Origin of the sequence: Pseudomonas sp. LLC-1, assembly GCF_002992185.1 — a bacterium.
GTDB classification, from domain to species: Bacteria; Pseudomonadota; Gammaproteobacteria; order Pseudomonadales; family Pseudomonadaceae; genus Aquipseudomonas; species Aquipseudomonas monteilii.
On the sequence record NZ_LUVY01000022.1, the window covers coordinates 50,547 to 64,691 of the forward strand.

Genomic DNA, 14,145 nt, shown 5'->3' on the forward strand with positions numbered 1-14,145 from the left:
GCGAGCATGCGCGAGGCGTTGAATTCGGTACCAGTCGATCAAATCGTCGGCCTGTTCAACGAATTGCTGCCAACTCTGCCGAGCGTGGTTCTGATCAACAAAGACCGCTCAGCAAAGATCAAGGCGCGCTGGGCGGAAAGCCCTGTCCACCAGGACCTTGAGTTCTGGCGTGATTTCTTCACCATCGTTGCCGGTAGTGATTTCCTGATGGGCAAGATCGACGGCAGGAATGGTGCCAAACCCTTCCGGGCGACGTTCGACTGGCTGATTGCCCCTTCGAACTTCGTGAAGGTGGTCGAGGGCAATTACCATGCGTGAGCCCTACAACCTTGAGGCTGAACACAGCCTGCTCGGCGCCATGCTCCTCCGCCCGGAACTGATCGACGTTCTCTCCGACGACCTATCGGCGGAGTCGTTTTACTTCGCTGACAACGCCGAAGTCTTCCGAGGAATTATGTCGGTGCGTTCCACGGGGCGCTCTGTGGACTTCCTGACTGTGGCCGATCACCTGGGCACGTTGTCCTCAGGTGATAGCGCACTGGCGTATTGCGCTGAGATTGCCAAGAACACCCCCAGCGTTGCCAATGCAAGCGAGTATGCCCGGATCGTCAGGGAGCGCGCCGTGGAGCGGGCTCTGTATGACCTGAGTGACCGAACGCTGGAGATCGCCCAGAGTGGCGGCGACATCCAAGACAAGATCGCGGCCGTGCAGGCAGCTGCGATGGCGATCGACACTGGCACCGATGGTGATGAGATCGTCAAGGCTGGTGATCTGATGGCCGAGCAGCTGGAGGTCTGGCAGGAGCGGCATGACCGCCTGTCACGCGGTGAGACGTTGATTGGCCTGTCCACCGGCTTGGTTGACCTCGACGAGAAACTGGGTGGCCTGCAGCCGGAGCAGTTGATCGTTGTGGCCGGCAGGCCTGCAATGGGCAAAACCACGCTCGCCATGGGTTTTGTGCTGGACGCTGCGGTCCGTCAGAAGAAGTCAGCCTTGGTCGTCAGTCTGGAAATGAGCAGGGCCCAGCTCATTGATCGAGCCACTGCGGCAGAAGGGAAGATTCCTCTCAACCTCATCAAAAATGGTTCTGCCTGCCAGTCCCATGAAGCGGAACTGTGCGCGGCAGTTGGCAAGATCCAGCACGCAAACCTGTTCATCGCAGACCGCGCCGGCGCCACAGTCGGCCGCATTCGCTCGATGGCTCGTCGGCACAAGATGCGTTATGGGCTCGACATCCTGATGATCGATTACCTTCAGCTGATGGAAGGCGAGGGTGGCAATCGCACTGAAGAGGTCAGTGGCATAAGTCGCGGGTGCAAGTTACTTGCACGCGAGCTCGGTATTCCGGTTGTGCTGCTCAGTCAGCTTTCTCGTAAGTGCGAGGAGCGCCCAAACAAGCGCCCGGTGCCATCTGACCTCCGTGAGTCGGGCGCAATTGAGCAGGACGCAGACGTGATCCTGTTCGTCTACCGCGACGAGGTTTACCACGAAGACAGCGAGCTGAAAGGCATCGCCGAAATCATCGTGGGGAAAGGTCGAGACATTGAGGCCGGAACCGTGCGCGCGGCATTTTTGGGGCAGTTCAACCGTTTCGAAAGCCTCTCTGCGAGCTGGCAGCCTCCCGCCAAAGCGCCTGCGCCCGAGCGATCCCTGAGATCTCGCTATGCCCAACGAGGAGCCGCTGCATGACTGACCCAATGCACCTGCCGCCCAAGCTTCCCGAGTATCGCTGGGCGCTGTATTGCCGCAGCGACCTGCTGGATCTTGCCCACGAGCCAGCCCAACCGATAGCGCTGTATCGCGACGAGCAGGCAGCTCGTAGCCATGGCCAGTGCATGTGGCCTAACACCTTCCGCGTCATTGATCTTCATGGAGAAGACAGCCCATGCGGCAATCAAAACTGACCAAGGCCGCACGCGGCCGCGAATGCCAGGTGCGTATCCCTGGCGTATGCAACGGCAACCCCGAGACCACCGTCCTTGCGCACTACCGCCTGGCCGGCACCTGCGGAGTCGGCAAAAAGCCGCACGACATGCAGGGGGCCTGGTGCTGCAGCTCCTGCCACGACGCATGCGACGGCCGTAGCCGGGCCGTTGACCGCGACACCGCCCGCCAGTACCACGCCGAGGGCGTCATGCGCACCCAGGCGCTGCTCATCCATGAGGGGGTGCTGATCGCATGAATGCGCCCGCCCTTCGCCCGTTCAAGGCCAAGCCGGCCCGCGCAAAGCCCGTCGACAGGGAAGGGCAGGAGCAGGCTGCCCTGCTCGAAGAGATCCAGCTGCGCTATCCCGAGGTCTTCGAACTGATTTACCACGTCCCGAACGGCGGTCACCGACACAAGGGCGTGGCGCTGAAGCTCAAGGCGCAGGGCGTGAAGGCCGGAATCCCTGATCTGGTGCTGACCATGGCCCGAGGCGGGTACTTCGGTCTTTACATCGAATTCAAGGCGACCGTTGATCCGGCGCCCGTCTCGTCCAGCCAGCAAGCGTGTATCCGCCGGTTGAACGACCAAGGCTACCTGGCCGTTGTGTGTCAGGGGCATTTCGACGCCATGGAGTGCCTGAGGGCGTACCTGGCCCTGCCTAAAACGGAGGTTGCAGCATGACCAAAACCGCCGCTGTGAAAATCAGCGATGCAGAGATTCGCCGGCAGGCCGCCGGCCAGGTGCGTGACCTGCGCGCACTGGGCAACCAAGGCCTTTACTTCCGGTTTCACCGTTCCCGTGAGCGCGGGTCCTGGTACCTGATCCATAAGGGCAAGTGGTGCCGGATCGGCTCGTACCCTGACCTGAGCGCCGCAAAGGTTGCTGCAGCACTGCCGGATATCCGCTTGCGTCTCGAGGCTGGCGAAAGTTCAAGCCTGTCGAGCTGGTTGCTGACTGGCGAGTTGCTGGCCTGGTTCGCTGAGCGCATGTCCCGTGATCGCAGCCTGTCGGCCAAGCGCAAGAGCACGGCGGCGTCGGCTATCAAGCAGCACCTGATACCGCGCCTTGGTTCTACCCCTCTTGCCCTGATGGATAAGGCACTGCTCGATCGCGGACTGATGTGGCCGCTACAAGAGTCGCTGTCGATCGACTATGTGCGCTTGGTGTTCCAGCTGCTGGCTCTGGCCTTCCGGCAGGCCGCCAAGCTCGGGCTGATCAGCAGCAACCCCATGGCCGGCATCCGCTTCCGTGACTTCTCCAAGGCCAAGGTCACGGTCAAGCCGTCGCGACTGCGTGGTGTGCACCTGGAAGACTTGATAGCGCGCATGAAGAGCACGCTGGCCCACAACCCGCAACATGGCCTACTGGCCCTGATGATGCTGTGCCACGGCACCCGACTGGGCGAGACCCGCATGGCCCGCTGGAGCCATATCAGCCTGGCCGAGCGGGAGTGGTTCATTCCCGCCGAGCACACCAAGACCGGCGTGCAGCACCGCCTGCCACTGACCGACCAGGTGCGCTTCCTGCTGATGGCCTGCCGCGAGATCCAGATCAATCAGGGTTACGAAGGTGAGTTCTTGTTCCCGGGCCGGCAAGGCAAGCCCATGAGCGAGTCGAAGGCTTCTGCAGTGTTCTCGGTCATGGGGGAAGGCAAGTGGACCAGTCACGACCTGCGCAAGCTGGCCCGTACCAGTTGGGCCGATCTGGGTGTTGACCACCTGGTGGGCGAACTGATGGTCAACCACGCCATGGGCCACAACGTGAAGGTGTACATCCAGTCCGACGTTATGGCTCGCAAACGCGAGGCGCTGGAGAAGTGGCACGCACACCTTGATCAGAAGGGTTTCGAGTCGGTTCACGGCTTGACCGGCGATAGATCAGCGGATTCATGGATTCTCTCCAAGGCCGCAGAGCGCGCGGGCTTCGAGGCCCTTCCGGCATCCACCATAAGCGAGGATTCGAAATGATCATTGCTGAATTTGCATACCAGGCAGTCGCCCTGCTGCTGGCTCACTACATCGGCTGGGCCCGCGCTCATTACACGGTGGCAGATGAGTGCGAGCGCCTGGGTGGTTTCTATGTGGGAAGCAAGACGTTCCGCTGCGTGAAAGTCGAGGATTCGAAGGAATGAAGAAGAGCCACGGCCCAGCCTTCAAGAAGGCCGTGATCGAGATGGCTCAGTGCCCTTTGTGCCGTGGGAGAGCGGTCACAAAGAGCATGTTCTACGAGATGCCCTGCGGTCACTGCAACGGCTCCGGCTGGGTAGAGGCAGCAACAGGCGAGGCCCTGGCCCTGGATGAACTGGTGACCCAGCTCAGCATGAGGCTGCAGGCCGCAGCACGGCAGATCGAGCAGTTGAAGAACCCTCAGGCATCCGGGCCTGAGGCTACATATCAGGGAAGCAACCGGCGCGGCGCCGGCGGCACCAATTACACCGGGGATTGAGAGGGAAGGACATGAAAAAGCGCACCTACGTAGACAAGGCCCTTGGTGACACCGCCTACATGCTCGAGCAATGGGGGTGGTGGCGCATGGATGGTATGGGCGTGCCTCAGTATGTATGCCCGCTGTATGCGCTTATGAAGGAGCACGCTCCAGCGGAAGGAGGACTCAAGCAATACGTTATCACGGACGACCTCGCGCTTGCCGTGGACGGAGCCGTAGCCAGGCTGAACAAGCGCAACCAGCAGATGGGCGGCTTCGTCTGGCTGTACTTCGGTGCTAAGTGGCCGGCGCTGCGAATCGCCCGCGAGCACAAGATGAGTGAAGCCAAGGCGCGCGAGCTGATCAACACTGGTGTGGCCTGGATCGATTGCGCCCTGGAGCAATTGCGCGAAGCTGCATAAAAAGCTTTCCGCGCGGATAAACACCTGTTTTCATAGCAGCGTGTCCAGCTTGCAAGCGACGCGACACTGAACAAACCCCGGCCATAAGGTCTGGGTTTTTTCTTGAATTTCGGTGATACTTCCTGAATACCTACAGGGAGTATGATTGATGAATCTTGGAATGAACCTGGTTTCAACAGCGACCCTTTCAAATGAGCAGCAGCAGCTTGCTACCCGTTTGAACAACGACAAGCTTCCAGACGAAGTTTGGGTGGTTGCGTATGCCGGAGAGTTTGTTGCATTGTTTTTGGATGAGGTCAGTGCGTTTGCCCGGCTGCAACATGTTATTGAGGGGCTGAAAAGAAAGCAGTTGCCGGTTGGTCAGACCGCTGATGAGATTGAGATCCTGTTGATGGATGTTAACGCCGAGCCAGTAGCCCAGTCGCATCTGTCAACTCGGCGCATAATACCCAAAGTTTGATGCAATGTTTTTCGAAGCCCAGCTATCTTGCTGGGCTTTTTCGTTTATGCGGATGACACGCCCAGGCCGCTGGGCTAAGGCGGTAGTGGCGTTCATTCAAACCTGTGTGGTCACTGATGAACAACGCGATGAGAGTCTGGGGTACGTGACCCAGCGATCCAGACCACCAAGCCGGGTAAGCGCCGGCCCTCCGCACCTATTATGAGCCTCGGTATTCGCCGTTTTTTTCTTGGAGATCAGCATGAAAAGCAAATACCGCTGCCTTGTCGAGGATATCCTTAACTGCGAGCAGAAGCTGAGAGAGGCCAAGGCTATTCAGCGCGATGCGCAGGAAAAGCTGACCCAAGCGAATGGCTTCGTTTTCTATCAGGAGGCCAGCCTCCGTGAGAATCAGCGCAAGCTGGCCGAGATCGAGACAGCCCTCTTTGGTTCAGAAGCCCAAGCAGCGGTCTAGGGTGGTTTCGTACTTGACGACGCCTTCGGCAATCTTCTTCCTGTTGGTCAGGTCGATCACTACCATGGTGTCCTTGGTAGAGCTGAACTTGCTGCACAGATAAAGTCTTGTGCGGACATCATCCAGGCTGCCAGAGTACTCGAAGGCCACAAATGAGGATGTTTCCTCCCAAACCTTTGGGCTTGGAGCTATCGCATAAAGCTGTTCAAGCAGCGAGTCATAACGGTCTTGATATGTCTCGTCAGTTTTAATCCTGAATGTCAATATGAAGTTTGCCACGGTTCCATCCTGTGTCGCGGTTGTCGGGATTGCGACGATAGCACGGGGCCACGTTTCCACGTATCCAAGGGCTCGCCATAACGGCGGGCCTTTTCTTTTTCCGCTCCCCGTAACGGGATGAATCGAGATGGCCCATATGCCAGAGAAAGACCCATCCTTCTGGGTGCTTGTACTGACAGCCCTGAGAGAGAACGGCCTTGCGATGGGCCTGACATTCGCTTTGACCTGGCTGCGTATTCAGTACGACGGCCAGGAAACGCGCCCAGTTCGCCAATTGATCGAGGCCACGCTCGGGGCGTTGATCGTGATGGTGGTTGGCCTGACAGTGAAAGAGTTTGGCTTGAGTATCGCCTGGTCGTTCGCCACCGCTGGCTTTGTCGGTGTGCTGGGCGTTGAACAGGCCCGCCAGCTTGGCAGGCGCTGGGCTGAGCGAAAGGTAGATGGACCGTAACCCGCGCCACAACTTCGAGGTGCGCCCTTTCGTGGCGTATAGTCAACTGGGCAGCTCAGTGCGTAAATCTAGCAGTGATCTAATCTCTAAATGGCCTGATTTGGGCAGTATGGGGAATAGATATGAAAGAAGGAATCTGCATGATGGCAGCTGTGGTTATATTGACTTGCACTGAAGTTAGCGCTGCTTTGGAGTGTACTGATTCAAGAATTGAAGATTATCCTGATATGAGCGGGTATTCTACTGCGGTGATAGGCGGGCAACCGGAAGATGTAAGGAGAGGGCACGCGGACGCTAGCTTTTGGAAGGTGAACAAGTTTTGTCGTAGCGTTTATAACTGGTATGAAAACCGTGCAAAGTGCTCTGAAGGGTACAAGCTCGGAATTGGCTTTACCGGTGGTGTGTTTGGTGTGGCTGGAGCGGTAATGGCTGCCGCCGGGACAGGGGGGGCATTTCCTGGGATAGCGGCCGGTGTGGCAGGTCTTGTTAGCACAACACTTGGGTCAAGCGAAAAAGGGCCTTTGGGAACCGCGGCATATGAGGCGCGAAGAGCAGCAGTTGGGCAGGCAATTGAGAATGGAGTGAAGTCATTCTCTGCCGCGAAAACCGCTAGTGAGTCAAACATCGCCGCAGTTGGGTTGCTTGCTCAATGCCCAACCCCGTAAGACACCGCATCTCAATATATTTGAACTGTAGACCCAGCCAAGGTGCTGGGTTTTTTATCTTTGTTAGAAACAGAAAGATGGCAGGAGGTTGGTGATGGCTCGAGTAACTGCAACGATCGTCTGTCGGCATCGCTGGTGGCTGAAGCACTACCTGGCTGGCGTCCTGCTCATGTCTCATGTGACTGGACGCGATCCTCACCTTGGTCGAGTCATGCGCTGGATAGAGCGGGGCATTGAGGTAGAGGCGCGCTGATGGCAAGGCTCAAAACGCTAGGCTCGCGCATCAACGTGAGCGCAGGGGCTCGGATCAAAGTGGTCACGCCTGGCAGCTGGCGAAGCGGCTTGACCAGTTCCCAGCGCGGCTATGGCTACAAGTGGCAGCAAGCCCGGGAGCGGTACCTGCGCGACAACCCGCTGTGCGTCTACTGCGAGCGGAGCTGCCGCACAACTGCGGCCAGGGTTGTCGACCACATTGTTGCTCACCGTGGAGACATGGTTCTCTTCTGGGATCAGACCAACTGGCAGAGTCTCTGCAAGCCCTGTCACGACTCCATCAAGCAGGCCGAGGAGGCGGCGGGGCTGGGTGGCTGAGAACTTAGCGGATCGCCGAAACCCGGCGCGACGAGCTAGAGGCACGCCAGTGACGTGCTGCGAAAGGGGGTAGGGGGTCAAAAGCTAGGGATTATCATCTAGCTAGACCGCCACCGACCCCACGTACAGATTTTTTTCCCCCACAGGATTTTTGTTAAATGGCTTTAACATCCCGCAAGCGCGCATTCATCGCAGCGCTCAGGGAAGGTGCGTCCAAACGGAACGCAGCTGTGGCGGCTGGTTATTCGGAGAAGACAGCGTCTGCGGCGGGCTCTCGGCTGTTCAAGGACAAGGATGTGGCGGCTGAGATAGCCAAGCTGCGCGCCCTGGGTCTGATGCCGCCGGATGTTAAAGCAGATGTTAAAGCGCATGTTAAAGCTAAGCACGCTCCAGAGCCATCGACTCAGGCCGAGCCGGCGGCCGAAACAGCCGCAGCGACGGACGAGCATGCCGAGCCTGAGCCTGCTGGTTTCGACTTGATGCAGGCGCTGCTTCACCGCGACCCGAAGGACTACCTGTTGTCGGTGATGAACGACCTAGGGTCCGAGCCGAAGCTACGGGTCGATGCAGCCAAGGCCTTGATGCCATTCGTGCATCCTCGCAAAGGGGAAAGCGGCAAGAAGGACCAAGCCCAGGCTAAAGCTGAGCAGGCCTCGACCGGTAAGTTCGGCGCTCGCCGCGCTCCGCTGAGGTCAGTCAAATGATGGTGTGGACAACTGCATGCCCTGACTGGGAGCAGCGCATCGTCAGCCGGCAGAGCCTCATCCCGTACAAGCCGTTGTTCCCGGCCGAGGCTGAGGAAGCCTTGGAAGTGTTCGGCGCGCTGCGCATGGTCGACGCTACTGGCAGCCCGCTGATGTCCGAGACAGTACGCGACTGGGTTAAGCAGTTTGTGGCAGCCATTTTTGGGGCGTATGACCCAGATGAAGGCCGGCGCCTCGTCAGTGAGTTCATGCTGCTGATCAGCAAGAAAAACGGCAAGTCCACGATCGCCGCCGGCATCATGCTCACGGCATTGATTCTGAACTGGCGGCCTTCGGGCGAGTTCATCATCCTGGCACCCACCAAGGAGATCGCAGACAACTCCTACATCCCGATCCGCGACATGGTACGGGCAGACGAGGAACTCGATGCCTTGCTTAAAGTGCAGGACCACCTGCGCACTGTGACCCACCGGAAGACAAACGCAACGCTCAAGGTGGTGGCGGCTGACAGCGAGACGGTTTCAGGAAAGAAAGCCATCGGCGTGTTCGTCGACGAGCTGTGGGTTTTCGGCAAGCGCGCGAACGCCGAAGCGATGCTGCGGGAAGCCACGGGCGGCCTGGCGTCTCGCCCCGAGGGCTTCATCATTTGGGCCACAACCCAGTCCGATGCTCCGCCCGCCGGCGTATTCCGTCAGAAGCTGATGTACGCCCGCAAGGTTCGTGATGGCGGGATCGTCGATAAGTCGTTTCTGCCAGTGTTGTACGAGTTTCCGAAAGCGATGCTCGACGCTGGCGCGCATCGAGACTTCTCGAACGCTTACATCACCAACCCGAACTTGGGGCTGTCGGTTGATGAGCCGTTCATCGAACGCGGGTATGCACAGGCTCAACTGGATGGTGAGGAGTCGTTCCGGGGATTCCTGGCCAAGCACCTCAACGTCGAGATCGGCCTGGCGCTTCTGTCGGATCGCTGGGCTGGTGCCGATTATTGGGAGCAGCAAGCCTCAGAGGACTGCCGGACGCTGGAGGACCTGATAGAGCGCTGCGAAGTGATCGATATCGGTATCGACGGCGGCGGCCTTGATGACCTGCTCGGTTTCGCAGCCGTCGGGCGCGAACGGGATACTCGCCGCTGGTTGATGTGGACACACGCTTGGGCCCATCCGTCGGTGCTGGAGCGCCGGAAGGCTGAGGCGCCTCGCATTCGCGACTTTGCCAACGACGGCCATCTGACGCTGGTAGAGCGGATCGGCAACGACATCGACGAAGTGGCACAGCTCGTTTCGCAAGTTGAGATATCCGGCCTACTGGACAAGGTAGGCCTCGACCCAGCGGGAGTTGGAGCGATCCTGGATGCGCTCGAGTTCGCAGGTATCCCGCGAGACAAGATCGACGGCATCTCGCAAGGCTGGCGACTCGGTGGGGCAATCAAGACGGCTGAGCGCAAGTTAGCTGAAGGCACTCTGCTCCATGGTGGCCAGCCGATGATGGCCTGGTGTTGCGGTAACGCAAAAGTTGAACCCCGAGGAAACTCGATTCTCATCACGAAGCAAGCGAGCGGCTCGGCGAAGATCGACCCGCTCATGGCTCTATTCAACGCCGTGACGCTTATGGCCCTAAATCCTGCCGGCCAAGGTGGCATGGAAAATTTCATGGCAGGCATTCGGGACCCACTGATCGCATGAACGCATTTCATATTTTCATCGTCTGCGCAGTGGTCGCTTTCTGCTTGGCATGCTGCGGGGTCTGGATGCTGGCTGGTACTGGCTGGGCTTTGCTGGCCGGATCGCTGAGCTTCTTCTGCATCGCTGGCTTCATCCGCAGAGGGCTTGTCAGTGATTAAAACCCTATCCCAGGCATTAGGCGCTGCTGCTACCAAGCCCTCAGCCAGTATGAGTGAATGGCTGGGCAAGACTATCAAGCTTTCGGATGGAGGTTTCTGGAGTGCCTTTAACGGCGCCCAGTCCAGTAGTGGTAAGTCAGTCAGCGTCGACAAGGCCATGCGCTTGTCCACCGTGTGGGCATGTGTCCGCATCATCTCGACCTCGGTAGCCGGTTTGCCGTTGAGCATCTACCGGCGGATGCCCGATGGTAGCCGAGAGAGTGCCCGCGATTTCCCGCTCTACGATGTGGTGCACAACAGCCCCAACGAAGACATGGCTGCCTTCCATTTCTGGCAGGCAGTCGTCGCCTCGATGCTGCTGTGGGGTAACGCCTACTGCGAGATCCATCGCTCTGCTGGGCGCGTCATCGCTCTGGACTTCCTGATGCCGTCGAGAGTTGACCTTGAGTTCGACGACGATGGACGACTCAGGTATTTCTTCAGGCCCCGAAAGGGAGCCCGCCGAGAGATCCAGCGGCGGGACATGCTTCACATTCCAGCCTTCACCCTGGATGGGCGAGTTGGCCTTTCTGCGATTCGGTACGGTGCTGATGTGTTCGGTTCGGCGATGTCCGCTGACGATGCCGCCAACAGCACCTTCCGGAACGGCATGATGCCGACAGTCGCGTTTTCGGTCGACAAGACGCTCAATCCGGCTCAGCGCGTCGAGTTTCGCGAGTACGTGAAGACGATCTCCGGGGCGTTGAATGCCGGCAAGAGCCCTGTGCTTGAGCAAGGTGTGAAGCCTGAAATGATCGGCATCAACCCTGCTGATGCGCAGCTGCTGGAGTCGAGAGGGCACAGCATCGAGGAAATCTGCCGCTGGTTCGGCGTCCCACCTTGGATGGTGATTAAGACCGACAAGGGCAGCAACTGGGGCACCGGCCTGGAGCAGCAGCAGATCGCGTTTCTCACGTACTGCATCATGTCCTTCACGGCGCCGATCGAGCAGTGCGTGAACAAGTGGTGCATGACGGCGGTTGACCGGATCAAGTTCTACGCCGAGTACTCACTTGAAGCGTTCCTGCGTGCGGACAGCGCCGGCCGTGCAGCCTATCTCAGCACGATGGGGCAGAACGGCTACATGACCCGAAACGAGGGTCGGCGGAAAGAAAACCTTCCGAGCATGCCGGGTGGCGATGTACTGACCGTGCAGTCCAACCTGGTGCCACTTGACCAGCTGGGCAAGCAAAACGATAGCCAGGCCGCAAGGGCCGCTCTGATGAACTGGCTCGAACAGCCGGAAAAGTAAATCACGGGAGTAATCCATGAAGCACAAGATCCAGTCTCGCGGCCTGCGCAGCGAGATGAGCCCGCGCGCGCTCGACAAATGGAATCCCGCGATCCAGGCGGCCGTTGAAAACACCTCGGACACCATCACGGTGTACGGGGTGATTGGTGAAGACTGGTACGGCGAGGGCGTCACGCTGAAACGAATCGATACCGCCCTGCGGGCCATCGGCGAGCGGGATGTAACCGTCTACATCAACTCGCCTGGGGGTGACATGTTCGAAGGCATCGCCATCTACAACCGTCTGAAAGAACATAGCCACAAGGTCACCACCAAGGTGCTTGGCATGGCGGCCAGCGCTGCTTCGATTGTTTTCCTCGCTGGGACGAAGCGAGAGGTGGCCACCAGCGCCTTCCTCATGATCCACAACTGCTGGACTTGGCTCGCCGGCAATCGCAACTACCTCCGCGACATAGCCAACGACATGGAGGAGTTCGATGCGGCGATGGCCGACCTCTATGCCGAGACGAGTGGGCAGTCGGCGGAGGACATGGCCGAGCTGATGGATGACGAAACCTATATCCGTGGCAAGCGCGCCGTGGAGCTTGGCCTGGCCACTGGGCTGTTGTCTTCCAGCGAAGTCACCGAACGCGAAACCGAAGACGCCGCCCAGAACAATGCGCTCAAGGCCATGGATGTAGCCCTTGCCAAGGCAGGTATGCCTCGCTCCGAGCGGCGCGAACTGTTTGCCAGTTTCAAGTCCAGCATGCCTCGCGCTGTTGGCGGAGGCACGCGTCACGCTGCCTCGACCGATAAGCCCAGCGCTGTCGCGCCAGACCTCTCCGCCTCTCTGAGCGCGGCAACCAATCTCCTCAATTCTCTGAAAGGAAAGTGACCATGGACTTTGAAGCCCAAGTCAAGGAACTCAACGCCAGCCTGAAGGGCATTGGTGATCAGATCAAAAGCCAGGCCGAGGCGACCGAGAAGCAAATCAAGGCTTCCGGTGAAATGAATACGGAAACCCGCGCCAAGGTCGATGAACTGCTGACCAAGCAGGGCGAGCTGCAGGCCCGCCTGGGCGAGGCCGAGCAAAAGCTTGTGAATGCAAGCCGGGATCGCAACCATCAGGAAGAGCCGCAGAAATCGGTAGGCGCTCTCGTAATTGAAAGCGAAGAAATGAAGGACATGAACTCGTCCTTCCGCGGCTCTCGTCGTGTCTCCGTGCCGCGCGCGGCGATCACCACCGCAACCGGCGGTGACCTGGTGCAGACTCAGCGCTTGCCTGGGATCATTGCCCCGCCTCAACGCCGACTGACCGTACGCGACCTGGTTGCACCGGGCACCACCGAATCGAACTCCATCGAGTACGTGCGTGAAACCGGCTTCACCAACAACGCCCGTACTGTGGCGGAGACCACGGCCAAGCCGTATTCCGACCTGACGTTCGGCCTGGCCACTGCGAACGTGCGGACCATCGCCCACTTGTTCAAAGCCAGCCGCCAGATGCTGGACGATGTCAAGGCACTCCAGAGCTATATCGACGGTCGTGCACGCTATGGCCTCAACATGGCGGAAGAAGCTCAGCTGCTTTATGGCAATGGCACCGGCGTGAACCTGCAAGGCCTTATGACCGTTGCTCAACTGTACGCTGCCCCGGCTGGCGTAGCCGTAGTGGGCGAGCAGCGCATTGACCGCCTGCGCCTGGCGCTGCTGCAGGCCGAACTGGCCGAATTCCCATCCGACGGCATCGTGCTCAACCCGATCGACTGGGCGGCTATTGAGCTGACCAAGGACGGGGAAGGCCGCTACATCATCGGCCAGCCTCAGGAAGGCACCAACGCGAAGCTCTGGAATCGCCCTGTGGTTTCTACCCAGGCCATGACACAGAACGACTTCCTCGTCGGTGCGTTCAAGCTTGGCGCCCAGATCTTCGACCGCATGGAAATCGAAGTGCTGATCTCGACCGAGAACAGTGATGACTTCGAGAAGAATATGGCAACGATTCGTGCTGAAGAGCGCCTGGCCTTCGCCATCTACCGCGATGAAGCGTTCGTTACCGGTCCGCTGATCACTCCTTAATTCCTTGCGCTAGGGCGTCAGGAATGGCGCCCTACAGGAGTATTTCCATGGCACGTAAACAGGAAAAACCAGAGTCCACGGGTGAGCCGAAGGATGCTGCCTCGACCACTGTATCGAGCGGCAGCCAGCCTCAAGATGGAGCGTTGTCCCTTTCGCCTGGTGAAGCCGCCTCGCCAAACCCTGGCGAGGCGGGCGCTCCCGCAACTGATTCAGGCTCGGGCGCAGAGCAGACACCGCCAGAAGCACCGGCAGAATCGGGGGCCGGATCGGGCGTCGCTGCAGGCGACCTGGGCGCCAGTGTCAGAGCTACCGCTACGGAAACGGGGGCATCGGTAGGTGAAGGCCAGAGCGGGCCGACGGTGATCGATTCTGGCGACGATACCGACCATCCAGCTGCAGGGGATCTGGTTGCAGCTAACCCAAATCCAGTGACTCTTCAGATCTACCCGATGCGGTCCTACATGGATGAGGGCGAGCTGCGCCGCCGGGGCGGTCCAGCCTATGTGGTGCCACGCAGGCACGCAGAGGATCTTGTGCAGCGAAAGTTGGCATCGCTCGAACCGCTGAAGGAGTGAA

General features: G+C 59.2%; 21 protein-coding genes. 20 read left to right on the forward strand and 1 reads right to left on the reverse strand.

All coding sequences use genetic code 11. From position 1 onward, the window contains the following. Positions 1-6 precede the first annotated feature (6 nt). The 11 genes from A0O30_RS28090 to A0O30_RS24505 all read left to right on the forward strand — a co-directional run bounded on the left by A0O30_RS28090 (position 7) and on the right by A0O30_RS24505 (position 5,687). On the forward strand, positions 7-318 hold the full coding sequence (locus A0O30_RS28090) for a hypothetical protein (RefSeq protein ID WP_256589794.1): 312 nt from the start codon (positions 7-9) through the stop codon (positions 316-318). Further along, on the forward strand, positions 311-1,690 hold the full coding sequence (gene dnaB / locus A0O30_RS24465; RefSeq protein WP_105948358.1) for a replicative DNA helicase: 1,380 nt from the start codon (positions 311-313) through the stop codon (positions 1,688-1,690). Before A0O30_RS28090 ends, dnaB begins: the two co-directional genes overlap by 8 nt. Further along, on the forward strand, positions 1,687-1,905 hold the full coding sequence (locus A0O30_RS24470) for a hypothetical protein (RefSeq protein ID WP_256589795.1): 219 nt from the start codon (positions 1,687-1,689) through the stop codon (positions 1,903-1,905). Before dnaB ends, A0O30_RS24470 begins: the two co-directional genes overlap by 4 nt. Continuing rightward, positions 1,887-2,183, forward strand: a complete 297-nt coding sequence (locus A0O30_RS24475; RefSeq protein ID WP_105948359.1) for a DUF1364 domain-containing protein — start codon at positions 1,887-1,889, stop codon at positions 2,181-2,183. Before A0O30_RS24470 ends, A0O30_RS24475 begins: the two co-directional genes overlap by 19 nt. After that, entirely contained in the window at positions 2,180-2,608 is a 429-nt protein-coding gene (locus tag A0O30_RS24480) for a VRR-NUC domain-containing protein (RefSeq protein WP_084296787.1), read from the forward strand. Before A0O30_RS24475 ends, A0O30_RS24480 begins: the two co-directional genes overlap by 4 nt. Continuing rightward, positions 2,605-3,894 (forward strand): site-specific integrase, encoded by a 1,290-nt coding sequence (locus A0O30_RS24485; protein WP_084296788.1) that lies wholly within the window; start codon positions 2,605-2,607, stop codon positions 3,892-3,894. Before A0O30_RS24480 ends, A0O30_RS24485 begins: the two co-directional genes overlap by 4 nt. Then, complete coding sequence (locus A0O30_RS27905; protein ID WP_177410307.1) at positions 3,891-4,058, forward strand: hypothetical protein; 168 nt, start codon at positions 3,891-3,893, stop codon at positions 4,056-4,058. The genes A0O30_RS24485 and A0O30_RS27905 overlap by 4 nt, the downstream gene beginning before the upstream one ends. Next, a complete protein-coding gene (locus A0O30_RS24490) occupies positions 4,055-4,372 on the forward strand; it encodes a hypothetical protein (RefSeq protein ID WP_105948360.1) in 318 nt (105 codons plus the stop codon). The genes A0O30_RS27905 and A0O30_RS24490 overlap by 4 nt, the downstream gene beginning before the upstream one ends. A gap of 11 nt (positions 4,373-4,383) precedes the next feature. Beyond that, positions 4,384-4,773 carry an antiterminator Q family protein gene (locus A0O30_RS24495; RefSeq protein ID WP_105948361.1) on the forward strand — a complete coding sequence of 130 codons (390 nt, stop codon included), beginning with the start codon at positions 4,384-4,386 and terminating at the stop codon, positions 4,771-4,773. Between the two features lie 148 nt (positions 4,774-4,921). After that, the gene (locus A0O30_RS24500; RefSeq protein ID WP_146256329.1) at positions 4,922-5,233 is read left to right on the forward strand and encodes a hypothetical protein; all 312 of its coding nucleotides are present in this window, start codon (positions 4,922-4,924) and stop codon (positions 5,231-5,233) included. Positions 5,234-5,474: 241 nt separating this feature from the next. After that, positions 5,475-5,687, forward strand: coding sequence for a hypothetical protein (locus tag A0O30_RS24505; protein ID WP_105948363.1), 213 nt, complete (start codon positions 5,475-5,477; stop codon positions 5,685-5,687). On the opposite strand, the gene A0O30_RS24510 is transcribed toward A0O30_RS24505, so the two are convergent. Next, complete coding sequence (locus tag A0O30_RS24510; protein WP_105948364.1) at positions 5,664-5,966, reverse strand: hypothetical protein; 303 nt, start codon at positions 5,964-5,966, stop codon at positions 5,664-5,666. The two genes, A0O30_RS24505 and A0O30_RS24510, sit on opposite strands and share 24 nt — an antisense overlap. Before the next feature lie 136 nt (positions 5,967-6,102). On the opposite strand from A0O30_RS24510, the gene A0O30_RS24515 reads away from it, so the two are divergent. The 9 genes from A0O30_RS24515 to A0O30_RS24555 all read left to right on the forward strand — a co-directional run bounded on the left by A0O30_RS24515 (position 6,103) and on the right by A0O30_RS24555 (position 14,144). Further along, on the forward strand, positions 6,103-6,417 hold the full coding sequence (locus tag A0O30_RS24515) for a phage holin family protein (RefSeq protein WP_256589796.1): 315 nt from the start codon (positions 6,103-6,105) through the stop codon (positions 6,415-6,417). Between the two features lie 122 nt (positions 6,418-6,539). After that, complete coding sequence (locus A0O30_RS27790; RefSeq protein WP_158261464.1) at positions 6,540-7,082, forward strand: hypothetical protein; 543 nt, start codon at positions 6,540-6,542, stop codon at positions 7,080-7,082. A gap of 252 nt (positions 7,083-7,334) precedes the next feature. Next, complete coding sequence (locus tag A0O30_RS24525; protein ID WP_105948366.1) at positions 7,335-7,673, forward strand: HNH endonuclease; 339 nt, start codon at positions 7,335-7,337, stop codon at positions 7,671-7,673. Between the two features lie 158 nt (positions 7,674-7,831). After that, positions 7,832-8,377, forward strand: coding sequence for a terminase small subunit (locus tag A0O30_RS24530; RefSeq protein ID WP_105948367.1), 546 nt, complete (start codon positions 7,832-7,834; stop codon positions 8,375-8,377). After that, the gene (locus A0O30_RS24535; RefSeq protein WP_105948368.1) at positions 8,374-10,062 is read left to right on the forward strand and encodes a terminase large subunit; all 1,689 of its coding nucleotides are present in this window, start codon (positions 8,374-8,376) and stop codon (positions 10,060-10,062) included. Before A0O30_RS24530 ends, A0O30_RS24535 begins: the two co-directional genes overlap by 4 nt. A 207-nt stretch (positions 10,063-10,269) precedes the next feature. Continuing rightward, entirely contained in the window at positions 10,270-11,511 is a 1,242-nt protein-coding gene (locus A0O30_RS24540) for a phage portal protein (RefSeq protein WP_371921635.1), read from the forward strand. Between the two features lie 16 nt (positions 11,512-11,527). Beyond that, complete coding sequence (locus A0O30_RS24545) at positions 11,528-12,385, forward strand: head maturation protease, ClpP-related (protein ID WP_105948370.1); 858 nt, start codon at positions 11,528-11,530, stop codon at positions 12,383-12,385. Between the two features lie 2 nt (positions 12,386-12,387). Next, positions 12,388-13,569: a phage major capsid protein gene (locus A0O30_RS24550; protein ID WP_105948371.1), complete on the forward strand. Its 1,182-nt coding sequence runs from the start codon at positions 12,388-12,390 to the stop codon at positions 13,567-13,569. 47 nt (positions 13,570-13,616) lie between these two features. After that, entirely contained in the window at positions 13,617-14,144 is a 528-nt protein-coding gene (locus A0O30_RS24555) for a hypothetical protein (RefSeq protein ID WP_105948372.1), read from the forward strand. The last annotated feature ends 1 nt before the right edge of the window (position 14,145 follow it).